The sequence below is a fragment of the Geomicrobium sp. JSM 1781026 genome (assembly GCF_041949955.1).
GTDB lineage: Bacteria > Bacillota > Bacilli > Bacillales > Marinococcaceae > Geomicrobium_A.
The window spans coordinates 55,484-76,443 of sequence record NZ_JBHFQF010000007.1; the positions used below are offsets into that span (position 1 = coordinate 55,484).

Genomic DNA, 20,960 nt, shown 5'->3' on the forward strand with positions numbered 1-20,960 from the left:
CGTCATGACCCCTTTACGAATACAGTTTTAATCGATGTATAGAATTCTTTTGCTGCTTGCCCTTGTTCCCTCGAATGTGAGCTGGATGCCTTCATTCCTCCGAATGGTGCTTGCAATTCAACGCCTGCACTCTCGGCATTTACACGGACGAGTCCTGCATCCATATCATCAATAAACGTGAGCATCTTCTGAATGTTCGTCGTAAAGATTGATGCACTGAGACCGTACCGATTATTGTTGGCAACCTCTAGCGCATGAGAAAGGTCTTTCGCTCTGATTAGCGTAATGACTGGACCAAAGATCTCCTCTTGAGCAATGCGCATCTCCGGCTGTACATCTGTAAAAATGGTCGGTTCAACAAAGTATCCAGACGCATATGCACCTTCCGTTAAGCGATTTCCGCCCAACAGTAATCTGGCACCTTCATCTTTTCCGACTTGAATGTAATCAAGCACTGTATTCAGCTGTGCTTCACTTGCCGATGGCCCCATCCACACCCCATCTTCTACAGCATTGCCGATTTGAATTGCCTCGGTTTTCTGTAATAGACGCTGTTGAAACGCTTCATATACGGCTTCTGCAACAATTACTCGGCTCGTCGCGGTACACTTTTGACCCGTGGAGCGAAACGCACCGCTAATTGTCGCATCCACTGCCAGTTCAAGATCGGCGTCCTCAGCAACAATGACTGGATTTTTGCCACCCATTTCTAGTTGGTATTTTGCACCGCGTGCGGCGGCTACTCGTCCAATCGTACGGCCCGTCCCTTCAGACCCAGTAAAGGTCACAGCGTGTACCGCTTCATGATCCACGATGGCATTGCCAATGACCCGACCTGCTCCGGCCACAAAATTGATGACACCCGTTGGCAATCCTGCTGCATCAAAACAATCCATCACTTTCGCAGCCGTTACCGCTGCTTCAGTGGCTGGTTTAAACACGACCGTATTCCCATAAATGAGCGCAGGAGCAATTTTCCATACTGGAATCGCTACCGGGAAATTCCAAGGCGTAATCACACCAACGACGCCAAGTGGCGTGCGTGTTGAGAACATAAGCGCATCCGCATCTGTAGAAGGAATCACGTCACCCTCTGACCGCATCCCCTCACCAGCATAATATCGAAGAATGGCAACTCCGCGAGCCGTCTCCCCTTTTGACTCCGGCAACGTCTTCCCCATTTCTCTTGCCAACGTCTCGGCAATATCATCCAACCGTTCTTCAAGTACATTTGCCACACGGTATAAGTAGTTTCCTCGTTCGGCACCAGAGAGCTTTCGCCACGCACGGGCAGCTGCGTCCGCTGCACGTACAGCTTGATTGACCGTGTCAGAGCTCGAGTTCTGAACATACCCGACGACCTCATGCATGTCGGACGGGTTGATGCTTGCAATTGCTTCTCCCTGCTCTTCTTGCCATTTGCCTGCAATATAGTTTCCATAAACAACATCTGTTTTTACCGTCATCGTCCTCACCCTTTCGTTGGTTGTAACAAGTTCCAATTTTGAAGCATTTCTTCAACGAGCTGTTTGTCCTCGTCATTTAGCTGGTCGACCGGTGCTCTTGTCACCCCGGCATTTTGACCGATCATTTCCATCGCTTCTTTAATGACAACCACATTGTTTCCTTGGTTGTACTTTGCACGTAAATCTTCAAAAGGAAGAATCTCTTCCCACAACTTCCACGTCAATGACTCATCGCCACGTCGAAGTGCCTCCAACATCTCAAGTGCCTTGCCTGGCAATATATTCACTAGCCCTGACGTAAATCCTTTCGCTCCAGCATTCCAGTAGAATGGCGCCCATTTCTCCGCAGTCCCACAGATCCATGTCACCCCGTGCTCTTTCGGTACTGATCGAACAACTTTCGCAAAACGAGGCAAATTGTTCACCGCATATTTCACACCGATAAAATGCTCCAATGGTGCAAGCTCAACGAGTACTTGATCAGAGACTTCCGGGTCTTTAAAATACACGACAGTCGGAAAATCAATGGCCTCAATAATATCTTGAAAATATGCTTTCACACCGCCAGACGTCACATACGGATGCACCGGCATATGAATCATGACCATATCGGCACCTGCATCCTTCGCATAATTCCCAAGTTCAATAGCTGTCGGCACTGCATACCCAATACCTGCCATTACAAGCGCGCGACCATTCACAATTTCCACCGTACGTCGAATCTCTTCTTTCGCCTCGTCAAGCGATAACGCATAGAATTCGCTCGTATTGCCACAAGGAACAACAATTTCAATGCCCTGTTCAACAATACGGTTCAACGTCTCCTCATAATGATTCCAATCAATTCCGCCATCCGACTGCCGAAACGGTGTAATCGGAATGCCAGAAATCGTCTCCAGCTTGCTCGCTAATGTCATGAATCCTCACCCTTTTCAGAAATTAATTCGCGGACAATTGCCTCCGCTGCCCCTACTGCCATCGCCCGCATACTATCCTCCGTGTGGGCGGCCATGTGAGGCGTTAATAAAACATTGTCCATACCTTTTAGTGGAAAAAAAACCGGCATCGGCTCTTCGGCATAACAATCGAGTGCCGCGCCTGCAAGCTTCCCAGAAGTTATCGCTTCGATCAGTGCCGTTTCATCTACAATTCCGCCTCTCGCTGCATTAATAAAATAGCTTGCCGGCTGCATCGCATCGAAGAACGTGCGGTCAATCATGTTTCTTGTCGTCTGAAGTAACGGGACATGAACCGATACAAAAGCAGACCGCCTCGCAAGCGCATCGAGCGTATGAACGTGTTCAACACCATCGGGAAACGTCTCTTTTTGAGGATCATAAGCGACGACCTTCATTCCAAGCCCTGTGCCGCATTTCTTCGCCACTTCCTGAGCAATGTTCCCAAACCCAATTAATCCAAGTGTCTTCCCAGCCACCTCCATCCCAATGAGGCGATTGCGGCTCGCATAGTCATCTCTTCGCAAGGCATGAACCGCTTCTGGAATTCGATGTGCAAGCGAGAGAATAAACGAGGTAACATGTTCAGCGACAGAATTCACATTCGCACGAGGCGTATTGTAAACACCGATGCCCTTCTCAACGCAGTACGCTTGGTCAATTTCATCTAGCCCGATGCCATGTCTTGCTATGACCTTTAGACGAGGTGCCTTCTGTAGAATGTCTTTAGGCAATGGCGTTGTCCGTATGAGCACCCCATCCGCGGAGACAATGTGCTTGGCTACTTGTGCCGGAGTATCCTGAGGAAGAACAGTCACCTCTAGCCCATGACGCTCTAAATAGTCAATGCCATCAGGGTGGATGGTTTGTGGTACAAGTACGTTCATCCTTTTTCACTCCGATGCTGCTCAGCAGCAAGAATGTTATCTTTCGTTCGTAGAATATGCGCCTTCATGGTGGCTTCTGCTCGTTCCGGATCTCGCGCACGAATCGCTTCAAACACAGCGTAATGTTCTTGGAAACCAACCTCACGCTCGACTTCAATCTTTAATGCTCGTTTTCGAAACGCTTTATCAATATTTCGCAGATTGCCCAATATATTGTGCATCATCACATTGCGAGCTCCATCAATAATTTGTTGGTGGAAAATGGAATTCTGTTCAATTAACGCTTCTGAATCCCCTTTATTATGAAGGCCTTCAATAATGAGCATCTGTTGCTCAAGCTCATTTAATTCCTCATCCGTCATCTTCAGCGCAGCCAGACGTGCGCAAAGAGACTCCACCGACGCTCGCAACAGCAAGATTTCCTCAATCGACGTAGATGCGTACTCAGAGACGAACGTGCCTTTTCGAGGAACCGTTACGAGCATGCCTTCATTTTCAAGGATACGAAACGCTTCTTTCACCGGCGTCGTACTAATGCCCATCATGCTTGAAATCTCTCGCTCTTTTAAGTGCTCTCCCTCTTCAAAGTATCCGCTTACAATTCCTTCTCGAATCTTCTCCACGACAAGCTCTCGCAAAGATTTAACCAAGTTTGGATCGACCGAGAAGAATGCTTCATTTCGTTCTGTCATGCCATCATCCCCAGTTGGTTTTATGAAATATAATATCTGATATATCACAGAATAAAGCAAGATTCTTTTTTTGTCAAAACAATTCTGAATAAAAAAGACGACATCAACTATGTCGTCTTTTAGAGTGTATATAAATACTGCAAACTTCGTTTCGCATCATGAAGCGCGTTCGTTGACTCATCCTGCTCAAAGATCCACCAATCTAAGCGGTCTAGCTGTTTCTCACCGAATACTAGTATGTCGGCAACGTCCACGCCCCCGGTGCCAAGCGGCGCAAACTGCCCGCTGGCGTCCATGTCCTTTACGTGGACGAGCGGCGTGCGGTCGGCATACTTCTTGAGCCAATCTAGCGGGTCCTCCCCTGCTTTCTGGAGCCAATACACGTCGAGTTCTACTTGCACGTATTCGGAGTTTGTCTCAGTAAAGATGACGTCGAGTGGAATCTGCCTATCCAACGGTCGGAGCTCAAAGTCATGGTGATGATAGCTAAAGGTGATGCCGGCATCTTTGCACCGCTTCCCAAACCGGTTCAGCTGCTCCGCCCCGTGCTTGTAGTCGTCAATTGAGCGAAGATACTGCTCGGGCAGAATTGGGCATGTGATGTGACTGCTGCCAAGAATGTGCTGATCGGCAATGACTGCTTCAAGCCTCGTTTCAAGCATTTCAAACGGTACGTGGCTACCTGTGGTGCGTAACCCATTTTTATCGAGGATCCTCCTCGTTTGGTGCGCGTCCTCTCCCCAGTACTCAGCAAACTCGACACCCGTAAAACCGATCTGTGCCACCGTACTCAGCAAGGCAGCGAAATCTTGGAATGGCTCATTTCTCAACGTGTACAATTGAATTGCTACTGGCTTCTCAAGCAGACGATCATCTCCCCACTTAGACGTATATTCTCTATAGTATAGGAAAAATTCGGAAAAATCGTCAACTTTACTCGAAATGAGTAAACTCGGCAACAATTTATACGGCTATATCCTGTCGGCGGGCGTTTCAGATGAATTCAATCTGCGATCCAGTTGGGATAAACTGCGCTCAAGTTCCGCGAAATCGAAGCTAAAATCTGTAAAAAGTGCAAACTTGAGCGCAGAACTCGTAAACTAGAGCGCACATTAGCGAAGACTCACTGAGCCGAAGTACCAAATTGCTGTCGGCGCGAGCCTCGCTGAACGAAGGCCGGTTTGGCCTCAGCCACAAAGGGGCCGATATGTCGTTGGGAGAATTCGTAATAAAGAACGCCCATTCATGTAAACTTGCTGACAGAATGGGCGAGCTCGGGAACAGACTACAAGGTCACATGTACATAACTGTTGTCGGCTCAGTCCATCAAGAGGTTTCGGTTTTGTTCATACAAAAAAAGCCGGCGGCCGGAGCCACTCAGCGGATGTAGTTATACCCTAAAAGAACGATGTACATGAGGAACACGGAAACGACCATCACTCCTGTAATCATTATAAAATAAAAGAAAACCGTATAGAACGAACGGGTCAATTCGTCATCTCCTCCACAGCCGAGTGCTTCTTTTTACCCTTCTTCTTTCTTTCCTAAACATGAAGTTTCATAGATTAAAAGTTGCGATCAATGGCGACACTGGGGGCAAGGAGGAGAGGCAGATGGAGGAAGATTTTTATGTAATTGACCTCGGCGACGGGGATTTGAATGTGTGCTGGTATCCGGTGTTGGTGGAGGAGTAGGGTCCTACATCCACACTTTTGTTTGTAACATTCGGGCGATGTGTTCGGTGGTATGGTTGGTAACTTGTTCAGGGTTGTCGGGGTAAAGAATCTCTCCGAGATCGAAGTAACGGTTGCCAGGCATGCCGCCTGGACTGTCTTTTTTGAAATGAGCGTCGTGGAAATCAACTCATCCTAAAACCGTTGAAACACCTTCGCGTCATGCTGGTAGACAACGACTTATTGTTAGTTACCGTATCTTCGTTTGTTTGTAGCCCAGGAAGTAGTGAACGTTCATGGGTGGGCAGGCTCCTTTTTTAATGTAATGATTTGAAGTAGATTCCGTCATTGCCTATGTAATCAATATCGGTAGTTTCAGCAACAACACCTTTTAATAGAGAATTAATTTCATTTGCAATATCTGAATCCAAAAAATGTTTAAGCTTCTCATAAATCACTTTCGCCAAACCGATTTCATATTGATTACACGTATTTCTAATTATGTAAAATTCAATCGCATTTTCTTTAACTGTGTCCACATTAGCTTCATTTAATTCCAGCATCACAACTGCATAGTAATCACGTATGAAATTAGCTTCTTTAATTTGCAAATTAAATGAATTATCCTCAGCTTCTTCAGGATCAGAAAGGAACATTTTTATTTGCCTCCCTTTTTGGTGCATCATGGAGACCACTTTATATATAGGAGCTTCTCCGTTTATTGTCTTCAGGTTCTCTAGTTGTTCATGACCAGCTGTTATTGCATTCGCAACCTTATTAACTCTCCCCTTAGACTCAACCGCAACCCACCCTCTAGGACTTTTGCCGATAAAGTCAGGTCTACGATCTCCATCTTTTAATTTTATTTCTACACCGTTGTCATCATATGCATTTCTTCGATAAACATCTAAGTGCATAAGAAACTCTACATTCAAAAACTTTTCTGCATACAACTTGGAGAACGCAGAAGCAATTAAGAATCTGAATCCTCCCTTTTCTGAGGGGTCAAGTAGATCAAACGCTGGTGAGATAGTGATAGGGCTAGAGTTTAGATCAATATAAGCTTCCATTATTGCTATTCGGAGACTTACTTCTTTTTCAGAATAGAATGGATAACTATAAACATGATCCATACAGCTTCTACCAACAGTATAAGCAGCCCTTAGCAACTCATTTTTTGTAAATATTAAATTAGATACACCATTAGATACATTATAAATATTTTTATCCGGGGAAACTTGATTAAATCTCCGAAACTCATATCCCATTTCTAAAGTCATATGTTTCAATACCTCCTTGACGTTGATATAAGAAAAGGTAGCGGGTTGCCCCACTACCTAATTTGAAATTATTGAAGCAATTGAAGTACTGACTGTGGAAGTTGGTTCGCTTGCGCAAGCATAGACTGAGAAGCTTGAGAAAGGATGTTGTTTTTCGTGAATTCCATCATCTCACTTGCCATGTCTACGTCGCGGATACGAGATTCCGCAGCTTGTAGGTTTTCAGAAGCGTTGTCTAAGTTGTTGATTGTGTGCTCTAGGCGGTTTTGAATTGCACCGAGATATGAACGCTGTTCAGATACTTGATTAATTGCATTGTTAATATCGTTGATTGCAGAATCTGCATCTTCTTGACTAGAAACACTTATTCCACCATAGGTTGCATCAACAACATTTAACGTACTTTCATCAATATCCCCAACTTCTGTTCCGAAAGTAATTCCATCAGTACCATCATTAGTAATAGAAGCTGCCCACTGATCATCTGAGTCATTCCAGTAAGCTACAATATCTCCTGCTTCGTTCCTTAGTACGTCACCAGAAAAAGTTACATCATCTCCTGTTGCATGTTCAAGTATTTCACTATGGCTCTCGCGTGTTAAAGTTTCACCATCTTGAGTGTATGTTGTTGACTCACGTATTTCTAAGGCCTCCGCACCACTGTTCACTACTAACCCATCGCCATTTTCATTTACACTAACGTCTGATAGATTATACCATTGAGCATTGCCGTCATCGTCTTGTATGCTGACAGCTACGTTATTGCCTCTTTCATCTTGAAGAACAGTTTGCCCATCAATTCCTTTTACGCTTGCTGTTTCAGTGGAAGCAGTATCAAATTCACCAGTACCAGCTACGTTTAGTGTATACGCATTTAGGTTTCCAATTGCAACGTCAATGCTTTGACCTGAGTTTGCACCAATATGGAATTTACCTTCGAAAGTACCGTCTAGCAAATTTTTATTGTTAAACTCTGTGTTACCAGCAATACGGTCTAATTCTTCTGCTAGTGCATTCATTTCTTCTTGGATAGCTTCACGGTCTACTTGATCTTGATTCGTATCATTTGATGCTTGAACTGCCAATTCTCTCATACGTTGAAGAATACTATGAGACTCATCCAACGCACCTTCAGCTGTTTGAATCAAAGAGATACCATCTTGCGCGTTACGGCTTGCTTGATCAAGACCACTGATTTGCGCTCTCATTTTCTCTGAGATTGCAAGGCCGGCTGCGTCGTCGCCTGCGCGGTTGATGCGGAGACCTGAAGATAGTTTCTCCATTGAAGATTGCATTTGGTTCTGATTGACACCGAGTTGACGGTGTGCGTTCATTGCGGACATGTTGTTGTTGATAATCATGTGTAATTCCTCCTTGAGTTTTAAGTATCAGGCCACGTCCTTGTGTGCCTGTTTTTTATATCGGCTGTGTGGCTTTGTTGTTTAATAGAAAAATAAAAATTTATCTGTCTGGGAGATAAATAATGGTGGCCATCGTCGCTGGACCGTCATATTCATCAGCCCAGAAAGTCACTCTCAAGTCTGGAAGGTTATATACATAAATATATCCGGAAGTCTCTGACTCGAATGTTTCTGAACGAGCATTTCGAGGAAAATGCTCGTTTAATTCATCTAGGTTCATGCCAATATGCGCCCCAAATATTGAGATGCTCGGATCAGCGATCATATATCCATTAATTGTTTCACTCACTTCATTATAAAAATAACTAGCATCCAAATGGTCGCCATACAGGAAGGCTCCGCCTGTGAAATAGTCCATATCTAATTGGTCAACATTATCGATGGAATCGATAGGGAAACCTATGCCATAATCTGTTTGAATGTTCTCATCGACATAGTAGGAAAGGTTGAGTACTTCTTTATCTGAATCAACATCTTTCAGTAAGTTCTCGTGGAGCCCAGCACCTTCATTCACAAACACATCGTTTAAATACTGATACTGCTCATTTCCAGACCAATCATCTTCCATCTCTCGGTCTGGTCCACACTCAGTTGTGTACGTGTCATGGCAGTCGTTAAACGTATGTGCGTATTGTTGATATACAAACGTTTGAGTACTTGGGTCATATTCATGAATGCCATAAAGATACGCTGTGTGACTCATAGCACCTGTGGACGAGAAGGCTGTATAGACTTCAACAATGTGATAGGAGTCACTTTGCAAGACATCTGTGTAAAGTAAAACATCATTGTTGACGATGAAATGATCGTCTAAAGGGGATACGTCTCGTTGGTTATTCGATGAATAGATTTGAATCACTTCCCCTTCTTCGAACGCAATTACTTCAACTTCATTTACGGAATAAACGACGTTGAAGAGATCTGACGAATCCATTTGTCCAGGAGATGTATAGACGAGCAGATGAGGTTGATTTAGCCCTTCCAACTCGAGCTCCTCTACATATAACAGGTGCAATTCACGTTCCCGGTTCTGACCGAAGTGATACTCGTCTATGGCCGTACGAATCTCATCTTTCCCTAACTCTAGAACTGCTTTATCTTCCACTTCTATATTGATTTCATCCGCGTGTGCTTCTTCATCTTCTTTCTCTATTTGTTCTTCTTCTATTTCAATGGGTTTGTCTTCTACGATCTCTTGGGAAGCTGTCATTTCGGGTTCAGCGTCACTACAAGCTACGGTGAGTAGAAGCGTACCAACAATCATCATCTGTTTTCTCATAAGAACATCCCAAAAGTGCCCACAACATCCGCTACTGCACTCTCAACGATCCAATAGACGCCGAGGATGATGCTGATTTGTACGGCGAGGACGCCGTACAAGGGATCAAACCGTGGGCTCTCGATTTGTTTTTGGTAGGCGTAGCCGGTTAAGATGATGCCGAGATTGACGACAAGCACGCCTAACACGATAAACAAATACGTTAACGTTGGCACTCCGACAATGCTCATCAGAAGAGCAACGACGACGCTGGCGACACTGATGCTAATGAACATGCCGTAGCCGCTCGCGATGGCCTTGATCCCAACGGTTGAGCCTTGCATGCGGTTGACGATCCAAATAACACCAAGCGCCAGCGCCTGAATGATGAGGGTCCCGAGAAAGATGCGGCTGACGATCGGGAACGTGGCGACGGGGAGAAATGCGATTCGATTGATGAGTACCGTCATAGCCACGGGTACGAGTAAGCTGAATAGTAGAATATTGATGAGTGCGAAATAGAATCTGCTTTCTGACACGTGTTCAAATGCACTTGGGCGGATGATGGCGTCACGGACGGATTGGATATAACCGCTTGTGTGCGCCTTTAAGGCGTCGGTCACTGGCGGCGCTGCGGCTGCGACAGGTACGGCGTCGGTGAGCGGCTGACCGCATTGGGTACAGAATTTGGCGGCGGGATTGACGTTGTGGTTACAAGCTGGGCAGTTCATCGGATCATCTCCTTAGGCTTCAATAAATGTGGCGGATTCTTCAAACAAGTAGGAACGGTGACGGTCGAGCGAGAAGTTCAGGATCGTCCAGTCGTCGTCATATACGAATGTGACGTCAAACACGGCATACTCGTCAGGAATCAGGTCGGCATCCTCCGTGTCAGCTTGCCCGAACAAGGCACTCGCCTTCACGGTCAACTCATCGTTCACCCGTGAAACGTCGACCGACTCCGGAGACACCCACGTGACGGTGAACGGCAATGGATCGTCGTTTGCCCATCCACTGAACTTATTGAGAAAATACCGATCATTAAAGAGCTCGTTGCGCATCGGGACGGTAAACAGATGTTGGTCCTCCGTCTCAACAACGTCGCGTGACTCTAAATGAAAGTCATGAAGCAAAGTGGCGAGTTCTTCAAACTGGGCGTCGTCAATGGCGGACGTGATCGGTGGAAGATCTATGACGTGCATGTCTGTCACGGACACGCTCTCTGTTTCGGCGGTGCCCCACGGGAAATCATAGGTTGCTGCTACCGTGACACTTCCATCCAAAGGAAACATCCCTGCTGAGAAACTGTCCGACACGGTGTACGGCGTTTGTTCACCGTTAATGATTAGCTGACTTGGCACCGTTGATGACCAATCGTCGTGGATGACGAGGTGAGAGGCACCAAAGTGCATAACGAGTTGACCTCCACTTTCGCTCACTTGAGCGACGTCTGAGACGGCGAGTTCGGTATACTCGGACGGATATACGAGGTTCACGTCATAGAGACCCGGATACACTTCCGTGAAGAAGAATCCATCTTCGTCAAGCGTCCCGCTCACAGTTTCTCCAATTTTCACATCCGCAAAGGTGCCGGCATCTCCCGAAACTTCAAAGGTAAGCTTCGGCACGTCAAACGAGTATGTGTTGAACAACATCCCCTCTTCTCGTTCGATCGTGAATAGACCGGTTGAACTTTCTGCATACGCCGCATCCGCATCATAAAACGCAACATAATCCTCGAATGCTGTATGGGTGGTTAAGGCAAGATCCGGGTCGGCGTCCAACAACTGCAGGACCCCTTCTGCCTCCGCTTCGCCAAACCCTTCACTTTTGACCGCTGCTGCCAATGCGGCACGATCTTGTTCGTGCAACAGCTCCTGAAATTCAGCGACCGCACGATCTACGGAGTGAAGTTCATTGAGAATATAGACGGAGCCCACACCGATGCCGACGACAACGGCCGCGCTAGCGAGTATGACGGACTGCTTCTTGGATGGCTTTGAGAACTTAATCGACGGCTTCGCCACGTTTTTATGTATTCGTGTGCCACATTCTGCACAAAACTTAACATCTGTTTCTAAACTAGACCCACAAGATTCACAGAACAAAAGTCACAACCCCTTCCTTTTTATAGTCTTATTGTCTTTATATTCGAATGGATTTTGATATTTTTTATAGTTCTATTCTACTTTATTTGAAATAACGACAGAATAAACGAAAAATTTTAAAAAAGTTGAAGGAATCTCGAAATTTGTCTAGAAATGGTAATTAAGGCAGATTTTAAGGAGGAGGAATGGTGGAGGCAAGCACAATTATCGATTTTCAGAAAGTTCTCAGTAATTGGTATATGGCGATGGTTGAATTGGATATGCCGCTGGCACACAAGCAAAAAGAAGAAGCCGACTTTCTCATGCAGCATATGAGCACCGATGAAAAGACGAAAACCTACTACCGATTGATTGACTTTCGGTATCGGGTCATGACCGAAGCGTCACTGCAATCCCCTTCCCAGCAAACGGGGGTATTTCAGGATTCTATCGACGAAACGGATCAAATACTTCGGTATTTGTATGCATATATGGAAGGGCAGTATGAATATTATAGTGGTCGATATAAGCGAGCCATTCATTTCTTTTTAATTGCTGAAAAGCATCTTGATTGTGTAAAAGATGAAGAGAAAGGCGAGTTTTTTCAACGTGTTGGCGAGGCTTATTATCGAATTAATCAATACACGATCGCTCTCGCCTACCTTGAGAAGTCCATCTGTTTATATGAAAAGTTCCGCATGAATCACCGGATTGTTTCAAGCTTAATATTTACAGGTGCTATTCATTCAGAATTATACCTTTTTAAAGACGCAAATCGTTATTATAATCGTTGCCTAGAGGTTAGTCAGCAGAAACCTGAAGGCATTCAGTCTCTTGTGTTCCGAGCCATCGCCTTGCACAGGATAAGAGAAAAACGATTTGAAGAAGCAATTGCTCTACTTGAAAAAGCTTTGCCAAAACACGACCTTAAAATCATTAGCATTAAAACCAAATGCAACCTTGCCAACCTATATTTCCGAATTGGAAGGGGTGATATAGGGAGCAATTGGTTAGAGGAAAGTGAAAAGTTAGCGAATGATTACGGTCTAACAGAGTATATCGCACGTTGCATGGCAACAAGAGGGTTATATGTTGAGAGAAATAAACAAAAAGTCAACGAAGCGATTGAAATGTTAAAGGTCAATGAACTGTTCTTTGAAGCCACTGAAGTTTGCGAAGAAAACGCCAATTATTATGAGCAGAAAGATAAGTTCGAACTTGCGTATGAGTATATGAAACAAGCGAATACATTTCGCATCAATCATCAAACAATAGGGGTCGATTAATCATGAAACGTTTATCATTCGTAATTACAGCAGTTGCCGCAGTTGCCCTTTTCGTAGCAAATGACATTCAATCAAGCATTCTTGCTGCTGATATGATTCAGCCACTTGATAAAGCAGATGGTTCAAGGTAAGCAGTAGTCCTCCGAGCTATTTACATAGCTTGGAGGATTTTGTGCCTCTTTTTGCGCGTGATGCCTTCAATTTTTTCTTGCACCCTGAATCCAGCACCCCAATACTCTAAGCGACCACCCTTGGAATCCCTACGCTTACATGGTTTACTAGAGTTAAACAGCTCATTGGAGTGTTTCCATGCCACATACATACTCGGTTCCTAGTTTTTGCCAGACTTGCAACGCTCGCGGAACGTTCGACACACCCCACGATGTGAACGAGCGCCACGTTCACCGGCTCCGCTGCTCAACGTGCAGCACCACTTTCCATCACGCCATGTGCGGAAACTGTCACGCACACGGCAACTTGATCGACAGGTTCGAAGACCGAGACACCGCGGAGTGGGCGTGTCCGTATTGCAAGGAAGCCCACCGATTGCCCGCAGACGTGTATACGAACACGTTTAATTTCCACGTCACCCGGGCGCGCGGCCGCAAACTGATCTTTTCATTCATCCTTTTCGCCGCCCTCTTGTACATCTTGTTCATGATGATCGGAGGGCTTGCCGGATGATCAGAAAAGTCATAGGCAGTTTGATTATCTTGCTCGGTGTTGTCGGGGGGCTAGGCATTATCGCCGCCGGCGATGTGACGTTTGCGGAAATCGGCTTCGTTCTTTTGATCATCGGAATCGGGGGCGTGACGGGATTCGTCCGAAAAACGTTTTTTACACCGCTCCGCTGGGGATCGCTCCCCTTTCTCGTTGGTGGATTTGCACTTATCATCGGTACAACCGATCCTGAAGATCGACTCGTCTTCATGCTCGTTGCCGGCGCGATGATCGTTACAGGCGTCGCTTTTCTCGTCGTGAATCCGAAGCGGTGGCGTACCCAATCGGAAAAACAGCAGGCAGCCACAAAAGCTATCGGCGCCCTCGCCCCGGTTTTGCCTTTTGTCGTTGGTGTCGTTGTCGTGCCTGAATTCGCAGGCGAGGCAGTCACGTACGTATGGTTAGGCCTATTGAGCGTTTTGGCCGTTTGGGGGATTTACGGGGCGGTAACAGACAAAGTCATGCTCGTTCGCTGGCGAACAACATTTATCGTCGCCAACATGCACTTCGTATGTGCCCTACTTCTTTTAATGGCGATCGCAAATTTCAGCGAGCAACTAGGCGTGATTACCGGCGTCCTCGCTATATATATGATCAGCTTAGTGCTCATTCATTGGGGACGACGCTCGTTGTTTGAACACTTTTATTTGCGTGTCCAAAGTAAATTCTGGCTCGTCTACCTCGCCGCTTTCTCGCCCGGTGTCGTGCTCGTTTTAGGCGGCAGTTACCGGACCGATCGCTTGGCGACAGACACGTTGCAACGGTTTGGCTTTAGCGAAGCGATGGCCTTTAGCATCTATCACATGACCTTCGCTTACATCGCCGTTCTGTTACTCATGCTCGCGCACAGCCGCGTCGCCCGCCTAGAAGAATTGGACGAGCGTATCGGCAAAGGGCGGGACGCTCGGGTTTGGACGATTGCGGAGACACTTACGCTTAAACAGCGTGGGCGGTCACAGAGAAAAGGGTGATTTTTCGAGGGTAGTGTTGGAAAGTTCATTATCTGAGCGGAACAAGATTTGGGATAGCCCCGGCTTGCATCACCCAGCCCTCTTTGGTGGCACAAGAATAAGGCGAAGGTAGGCTCGTGCTAAACTCATTCCATTGTTTGGGGGAGTCACCTCCAAATCTGACGGATCCTTACACCTTGGGTGATTGACCAATTTATTGTCAAAGGCTATCTACCTGTCGGCACCGAAACGAAATAGATCGGTTTACAGTATGCCTCCTGCCGACATCACGTTGGCTTTTGATATGCAGAGTGGTCAACAAGTATGAAATGGGGGCATAGTATTAAAAAGAATTCATTGCCTTTAGTGGCTCGATTTCAGGAAAAAAACAAAATACTAAAAACATCTGCCGGAATTAATGGGCATGCAGATGCTCTTTGCTGAGGAGAGTTGAATTGTCCACTGCAAACCGGGCAAGATTTCGCTGGTTAGCCCGTGCCTTAACGGCATCATGGGCACTCACTCGTACTCTCTCGTTTAATGAGTGTTGCGCCAGGGATAGTAATTCCTCCCATTTTATAATTTTTGTCTTGAATCGCTTTAATTAGTTCTTTGACTGCTTCCACTCCCATTTCGTATAGCGGCATCTTTACGGTTGTAAGTGTGGGTGATAAGCCTGATGCAAAAAACACATCATGAATTCCGATCACAGAAATATCGCCAGGCACGTCCATTCCGTGTTCACGGATCGCTTTCATTGCTCCCATAGCAACCATAATGTTTGATGCAAAAACTGCTGACGGTGGGGTTCTTAAGGATAATAGCTTCCCCATCGCCTCGTACCCACCCTCCATTGTATAATCACTTTCTTGTACATAGTGAGATCGAAAAGAAATGCCTGCTGCTTTAATTGTCTGTTTGTAGCCATCGTACCGTTGGAGCGCCGTACCTGTATTAAGTGGTCCAGCAATATGAGCAATGTGTTCATGGTTCAAGTCAATCAAATGCCGTGTCGCCATTTCCCCTCCAAGGTAATCCTCTAATACAACGTACTGTTGGGATTGTTCAATAAGTCGATTGACTAGGACAAACGGCTTGTCAGTGTTAGCAACCCGAGCAATCTCATCATCGTGAAAATCTGAAGTCGCAATTAACAGTCCATCAATGCGTTCTTTTAATAACGATGCGGACAACGGTGCCTTTTGCTTCATACTATAGACGAGCAAATGATACCCTTTCGCCATCGCCTCATCTTCAGCACCATGTATAATGCTCGAGTATACAGGGTTACGAAAGTCAGGAATCGCCATGCCAATCATGTTTGATTGATTCATTTTCAAACTTCTCGCCGCGCTGTTCGGGCGATAGTTCAATTTTTTCACCGATTCGAAAATCCTCGTTCTCGTTTCTTCTTTAATATGCAAACGTTCATCATTGTTTAGCACTCTCGATACGACCGAAGGGTGCACGCCCGCCAATCTAGCTACGTCCTTTAATGTACTCAATACAACGCCACTTCCTTCATGCAGTATGTCATGTAGAAAGATTATAACACGTGGAAAAATATATCTCTCTCAAATAACATATTGACAAACAACAACAGTTATCTTACATTTTATACTAACAAAAGGAAAACGTTTTCTTGAAAATATATACCGTATATTTTTTATTTTTTTACCTTAAAGGAAATCGTTTTCCTATAATGATATGGAGGAGTTATAATGACATCTAGTGTGCTAGATTCAGAGCTTTTAAGAGGGATCTACGTGTCTGAAGAGATGCGCGAAATCTTTTCAGACGATCAATTATTACAAAAGTGGGTAAATTCTTGGATTGCTCTAGCAAAAGCTGAAGCTGAAGTTGGGATTATCCCAAAGGAAGCCGCTGACGAAATTGAAAAGAATGCGGATGTTTCTAAGTTTGATAAGGTAGCCATCCGAGAAGGAATTGTTGATACGACACATCCACTCATCGTACAAATTCGTCATTTCACGAAAATGGTTGGCGGCAAAGCGAGTGGATACATTCACTGGGGGGCGACTACACAAGACATCATGGACACAGCCGTAGTCCTGCAAATGAAAGATGCACAAATTTTATTAGAAAAGCAACTTCGTAGCCTGTTAGACCAACTATTAAAGCTGGCAAAAGAGCATGAATCAACTGTCATGCCAGGAAGAACTCATGGTCAGCATGCATTACCCATTACGTTAGGTTACAAAATCGCAATTTGGGCTGATGAGATTGGGAAACACCTTGATCGGCTAGAAGACGGCAAAAAACGGTATCTCGTTGGTTCACTGGGCGGTGCAGCAGGTACGCTTGCTTCCATCCACGAGGATGGTTTAGATGTTCAACAAGCATTTTGTGAATCTTTAAATTTAGAACAACCTACCATTACTTGGCATGTACAACGAGATGGCCTTGCTGAATTCTCAAGTATTATTGCGATGATTTCAGGGACGATAGGGAAAATCGCGAATGAAATTATCAATCTACAGAAATCAGAAATCGGGGAAATTGAAGAAGGTTTCAAAATGGGGCAAGTCGGGAGTAGCACCATGCCTCACAAACGTAATCCAATGATCTGTGAATACGTCGTCGGGCTTACAAGACTCGTGCAACGAAATGCAAGTTTGAGTTTTGATGCCATGATCCAAGAACACGAGCGAGACATGACGTTTTGGACGACGGAATGGTCGTATATTCCACAGATTTGCATGTTGACGAGTGGTGGCATTGAACAGATGACCGGCGTATTAAACCGCTGGATTGTGTACCCAGACAACATGGAGCGCAACCTTAATCAACTGCAAGGCTTAATCGTTTCAGAGAATCTCATGTTATCTCTTGGAGAATTTGTCGGTCGCGACACTGCCCATGACCTTATTTACGATGTTTCGATGAAGGCATTCGAAGAAAATCAACCACTCGCAGACATTGCCGTTAAAGATTCGCGCATTACTGAACATATTTCAGAGCAGGAAATTCGAAACTTGTTAGACCCGAAAAGCTACATCGGATTGAGCAAAACATTTGTAGATCGTGTTCACAAACGTTGGGCGCACCGGTCAATCTAAGGAGGTATGTAAATGAGTGCCGCAATGATTACATTACTCATTTTGCTGCTGGCAGCAATTCTATTCTTAACTGGCGTCATTCCAGTGGCAATGACTGCTCTTCTAGCAACCATGTTGTTGTACATCACAGGTGTTATTGATGCTGACACGATATTTGCTGGATTTACAAACAACGTTGTGTTGCTCATAACAGGTATGTTCATTATTGGTGCTGCACTGTTCGAAACAGGCATCGCTAGAAGAATGGGAAACATCATTACAAAATTCGCAAAAACTGAAAAACAATTGCTTTTAGCCATTATGATTATTGGTGCTGGCTTGTCAGCGTTCCTGTCGAACACAAGCACTACCGCCGTTATGATGCCGATTGTCATAGCCATTGCGGCTACTGCCGGCTTTTCTAGATCGAAGCTTCTCATGCCTCTCGCCTATGCAACTGCACTCGGTGGGATGATTACACTCGTTGGAACAAACGGTAACCTAGCGGTTCAAGGTGTTATGGAGAATGAAAATGTGCCTGTGTTTGGCTTTTTTGAATTCGCTTACATCGGCATTCCCCTTACCATTATTGGCATCATTTACATGATGACGATCGGATATCGGCTAATTCCCGATCATCAGAGCATGAAAGAAGATTCGACTGCTGAAGAGCTCGAAGAACCTAAAAATGAAAGTATCACCAAACAAATCATCGCCGTTTCCGTTCTCATTGCTGCGGTACTTTTTATGGTATTCGAATCACAAATCGGCATTCCGCTTCACATCGTTTCCATTATGGGGGCGATGATCATTATCATCACTAGAACGATGACGGAAAAGCAGGCGTATCGATCCCTAGATTTTTCTACAATTATTCTCGTCGCAGCCATGATGCCAATGGCGACTGCCTTGGCTGATACAGGTGCAGCGCAGATGATCGCAGACTTTGTTCTCACACTGGCCGGTGAAGGCGCAGGGCCTTACCTTATTACTGCGCTATTGTTTTGTGTTACAGCGCTATTAACGTCAGTCATGTCCAATACCGCGGCCGCCGCCCTTATGGCTCCCATTGGCCTCGTTATCGCAGCTAGTATGGGTGTTGATCCGAAAGGAATTCTCATGACCGTTTGCGTAGGCGCTTCTGCCGCGTACGCTTCACCGATCGGAACTCCCCCGAACACGATGATCTTTGGACCTGGTCAATACACATTCCTCGATTACATCAAGTGTGGGTTGCCGTTTCTCATTATTCAACTCATCATTTGCGTCACGATCGTTCCATTAATTTGGCCATTCCAGTAAGTACTATAGTTCATAACCCTCTGCACGATAACGTTCGTACGGAGGGTCTTCTTCTGTACCTCAATTAAACATACTAAACACAACCAACACTTGCCACTCCCCGTCTTCATTTACAAGCAGCACATCGTCGACACCTGGATAAAGTCCGCCGTCTTCTTCGTACAACAACTCCACTCGCGCCAAATAAATGTCTTCGTGCTCGGCGACGCCGGCTGAGAAGTTCGACGTTTCATACGCGGAACTCAAGATGGTTTCTTCCATCGGAATCACATCAACGACGTCGAATTCTGTGGCGAACATGTCCCCGCCGGAGAAGTATTCTTGGAATTCTTGTTTGTCTTCCAAGCCGATGAATTCGAGGAAATCGTCGTGGATCATGTCATGCACGCCCGCGTAATCTTCCGCAAGCATTCGCTCGTAATATGCCTCTGCCACGCCTTTCACTTCATCGTCGCCACCTGAACACCCGGCCATTAATATGAAGAATAAGAAAGCGGTCCATTTTCTCATGCGTCATCTCCTTTCATATCCCTCATAAACGTATGCACGCACGGCTTGTTAGAAGACCGAGTCACGTTAAGTGACGAGCGGTGAATTTTTTGCTATGATAACCTAGACTCTATTGTTTTCTATAATTGATAACTTTTACGACATATGTTAAATTTTCACATATTTGCAAGATCACTGTAAGAATTTGACGAACAACGACGACTCTTGTCAGTTTTTTGGAAATAATATTTTTATTAATCAGATAATATAGCATTCTTCGACACAATTTTGTATACTCGACACACAGCAAGATCGAGGATTGCTAGATGGGAGGTTATTGATGACCGAAACAGCTGCATCCACGGACATGCTCGTCGGAGCGATTGGCGAGTGGTACAACGCCATCGTTCAGCACGACATTGCCGGGGCAAAACAGAAGAAAACGTACACGGAGGAATTGCGCAGACATGTAATTCCCGACAAGAAGGTGCAAACGTACTATCAACTCGTCGATTTTCGTCACAAGATTCTCACAGAAGAGATTCTCCATCGACCGTTAGGCCAAGACAAAGCAATCGTTGACGAATCCATTACTGATACCGATAACGTGCTTAAATATTTGTATCATTATATGGAAGGTAGACAAGAATTCGACAAGGAACGTTATTTGTTGGCACTTCGGCATTTTCAAGAAGCTGAGCTCTCTCTTGTAAATGTTAGTGACTTGGAGAAAGCCGAGTTCTACTATTTGCTTGGACAAGGATTCTATCGTATTAACCAATATATGCACGCTACTTCCTATTTTAATCAAGCAAAAGAGCTATTTTCCCAAAGTCCACAACATGCTGATCGAGTGCATACGTGTAATTTCCTACAATCAGCCATATACTCGGAGCTTAACTTTTATGATAAGGCAGAGGAAACATTTAATGCGAGTCTAGCTAATACCAGCTTAGACGAATATACTCGTTCTTTGTTACTGAGAGCATATGGCCTTCATAAAGAACGCCACAATGAACTTGAGAGTGCAAAGCAATTGCTCTTTGACTCTCTTTATACTGGAAATCAATCAGAGACATTAATCGGCATCAAAACCAAAACCAACCTAGCTAATATTCTCATGCGACTTCAAGACCCTGAGGGGTTAGCAATGCTGAGGGACGCAGAAATTGCTGCTGAACAATACAGTATGGTCGAATTTACAGCATTGAACAAAATTACACGTGGACTTTATGTCGATATTTACAACCTCGAACTCATTGAGGAAGGGGTTACCCAGCTGATTGATCACGAACTTTACTTTGAAGCGACAGAGGCAGCTGAACAAATTGCCAAAATCCTAGAAGATCATGGTGAGTTTCAGTGCTCTTTACACTATTTAAAAATTGCGAATGAGCTCCGCATTAAACAAAATTCAATTGGAGTTGAATAAAT

General features: G+C 45.2%; 18 protein-coding genes. 6 read left to right on the forward strand and 12 right to left on the reverse strand.

Annotation, left to right across the window (positions count from 1 at the left end; all coding sequences use genetic code 11):
• Positions 1-2 precede the first annotated feature (2 nt).
• The 10 genes from gucD to ACE1TF_RS13715 form a co-directional block, all read right to left on the reverse strand.
• Entirely contained in the window at positions 3-1,466 is a 1,464-nt protein-coding gene (gene gucD / locus ACE1TF_RS13670) for an alpha-ketoglutaric semialdehyde dehydrogenase GucD (RefSeq protein ID WP_375017530.1), read from the reverse strand.
• Between the two features lie 5 nt (positions 1,467-1,471).
• Entirely contained in the window at positions 1,472-2,383 is a 912-nt protein-coding gene (locus ACE1TF_RS13675; RefSeq protein ID WP_375017532.1) for a dihydrodipicolinate synthase family protein, read from the reverse strand.
• On the reverse strand, positions 2,380-3,309 hold the full coding sequence (locus tag ACE1TF_RS13680) for a hydroxyacid dehydrogenase (protein WP_375017534.1): 930 nt from the start codon (positions 3,307-3,309) through the stop codon (positions 2,380-2,382). Before ACE1TF_RS13680 ends, ACE1TF_RS13675 begins: the two co-directional genes overlap by 4 nt.
• The gene (locus ACE1TF_RS13685) at positions 3,306-4,001 is read right to left on the reverse strand and encodes a GntR family transcriptional regulator (RefSeq protein WP_042398813.1); all 696 of its coding nucleotides are present in this window, start codon (positions 3,999-4,001) and stop codon (positions 3,306-3,308) included. The genes ACE1TF_RS13680 and ACE1TF_RS13685 overlap by 4 nt, the downstream gene beginning before the upstream one ends.
• Positions 4,002-4,120: 119 nt before the next feature.
• Positions 4,121-4,963, reverse strand: a complete 843-nt coding sequence (locus ACE1TF_RS13690; protein WP_375017537.1) for a sugar phosphate isomerase/epimerase family protein — start codon at positions 4,961-4,963, stop codon at positions 4,121-4,123.
• 1,028 nt (positions 4,964-5,991) lie between these two features.
• A complete protein-coding gene (locus ACE1TF_RS13695; RefSeq protein ID WP_375017539.1) occupies positions 5,992-6,954 on the reverse strand; it encodes a hypothetical protein in 963 nt (320 codons plus the stop codon).
• 68 nt (positions 6,955-7,022) lie between these two features.
• Positions 7,023-8,315, reverse strand: a complete 1,293-nt coding sequence (locus ACE1TF_RS13700; protein ID WP_375017541.1) for a flagellin N-terminal helical domain-containing protein — start codon at positions 8,313-8,315, stop codon at positions 7,023-7,025.
• 100 nt (positions 8,316-8,415) lie between these two features.
• Complete coding sequence (locus ACE1TF_RS13705) at positions 8,416-9,654, reverse strand: hypothetical protein (protein ID WP_375017543.1); 1,239 nt, start codon at positions 9,652-9,654, stop codon at positions 8,416-8,418.
• Positions 9,651-10,256, reverse strand: a complete 606-nt coding sequence (locus ACE1TF_RS13710) for a hypothetical protein (RefSeq protein WP_375017545.1) — start codon at positions 10,254-10,256, stop codon at positions 9,651-9,653. The genes ACE1TF_RS13705 and ACE1TF_RS13710 overlap by 4 nt, the downstream gene beginning before the upstream one ends.
• Before the next feature lie 120 nt (positions 10,257-10,376).
• Complete coding sequence (locus ACE1TF_RS13715; RefSeq protein WP_375017547.1) at positions 10,377-11,741, reverse strand: TcaA 3rd/4th domain-containing protein; 1,365 nt, start codon at positions 11,739-11,741, stop codon at positions 10,377-10,379.
• A 188-nt stretch (positions 11,742-11,929) separates the two neighbouring features.
• Here ACE1TF_RS13715 and ACE1TF_RS13720 point away from each other — a divergent pair, with 188 nt between their 5' ends.
• From ACE1TF_RS13720 to ACE1TF_RS13730, 3 genes are all read left to right on the forward strand, one after another.
• Positions 11,930-13,006, forward strand: coding sequence for a response regulator aspartate phosphatase (locus ACE1TF_RS13720; protein ID WP_375017549.1), 1,077 nt, complete (start codon positions 11,930-11,932; stop codon positions 13,004-13,006).
• 2 nt (positions 13,007-13,008) lie between these two features.
• Positions 13,009-13,137 carry a hypothetical protein gene (locus ACE1TF_RS13725; protein WP_375017551.1) on the forward strand — a complete coding sequence of 43 codons (129 nt, stop codon included), beginning with the start codon at positions 13,009-13,011 and terminating at the stop codon, positions 13,135-13,137.
• 549 nt (positions 13,138-13,686) lie between these two features.
• Positions 13,687-14,697, forward strand: coding sequence for a hypothetical protein (locus ACE1TF_RS13730; RefSeq protein ID WP_375017553.1), 1,011 nt, complete (start codon positions 13,687-13,689; stop codon positions 14,695-14,697).
• 488 nt (positions 14,698-15,185) lie between these two features.
• On the opposite strand, the gene ACE1TF_RS13735 is transcribed toward ACE1TF_RS13730, so the two are convergent.
• The gene (locus tag ACE1TF_RS13735; protein ID WP_081829088.1) at positions 15,186-16,181 is read right to left on the reverse strand and encodes a LacI family DNA-binding transcriptional regulator; all 996 of its coding nucleotides are present in this window, start codon (positions 16,179-16,181) and stop codon (positions 15,186-15,188) included.
• Between the two features lie 216 nt (positions 16,182-16,397).
• Between ACE1TF_RS13735 and purB the strand changes: the two genes are divergently transcribed.
• On the forward strand, positions 16,398-17,756 hold the full coding sequence (gene purB / locus ACE1TF_RS13740; protein WP_375017555.1) for an adenylosuccinate lyase: 1,359 nt from the start codon (positions 16,398-16,400) through the stop codon (positions 17,754-17,756).
• 12 nt (positions 17,757-17,768) lie between these two features.
• The gene (locus ACE1TF_RS13745; protein WP_042398768.1) at positions 17,769-19,037 is read left to right on the forward strand and encodes an SLC13 family permease; all 1,269 of its coding nucleotides are present in this window, start codon (positions 17,769-17,771) and stop codon (positions 19,035-19,037) included.
• Positions 19,038-19,097: 60 nt separating this feature from the next.
• On the opposite strand, the gene ACE1TF_RS13750 is transcribed toward ACE1TF_RS13745, so the two are convergent.
• Positions 19,098-19,547 (reverse strand): hypothetical protein, encoded by a 450-nt coding sequence (locus tag ACE1TF_RS13750; protein WP_375017557.1) that lies wholly within the window; start codon positions 19,545-19,547, stop codon positions 19,098-19,100.
• Between the two features lie 319 nt (positions 19,548-19,866).
• Here ACE1TF_RS13750 and ACE1TF_RS13755 point away from each other — a divergent pair, with 319 nt between their 5' ends.
• The gene (locus ACE1TF_RS13755; RefSeq protein WP_375017559.1) at positions 19,867-20,958 is read left to right on the forward strand and encodes a response regulator aspartate phosphatase; all 1,092 of its coding nucleotides are present in this window, start codon (positions 19,867-19,869) and stop codon (positions 20,956-20,958) included.
• Positions 20,959-20,960 lie beyond the last annotated feature (2 nt).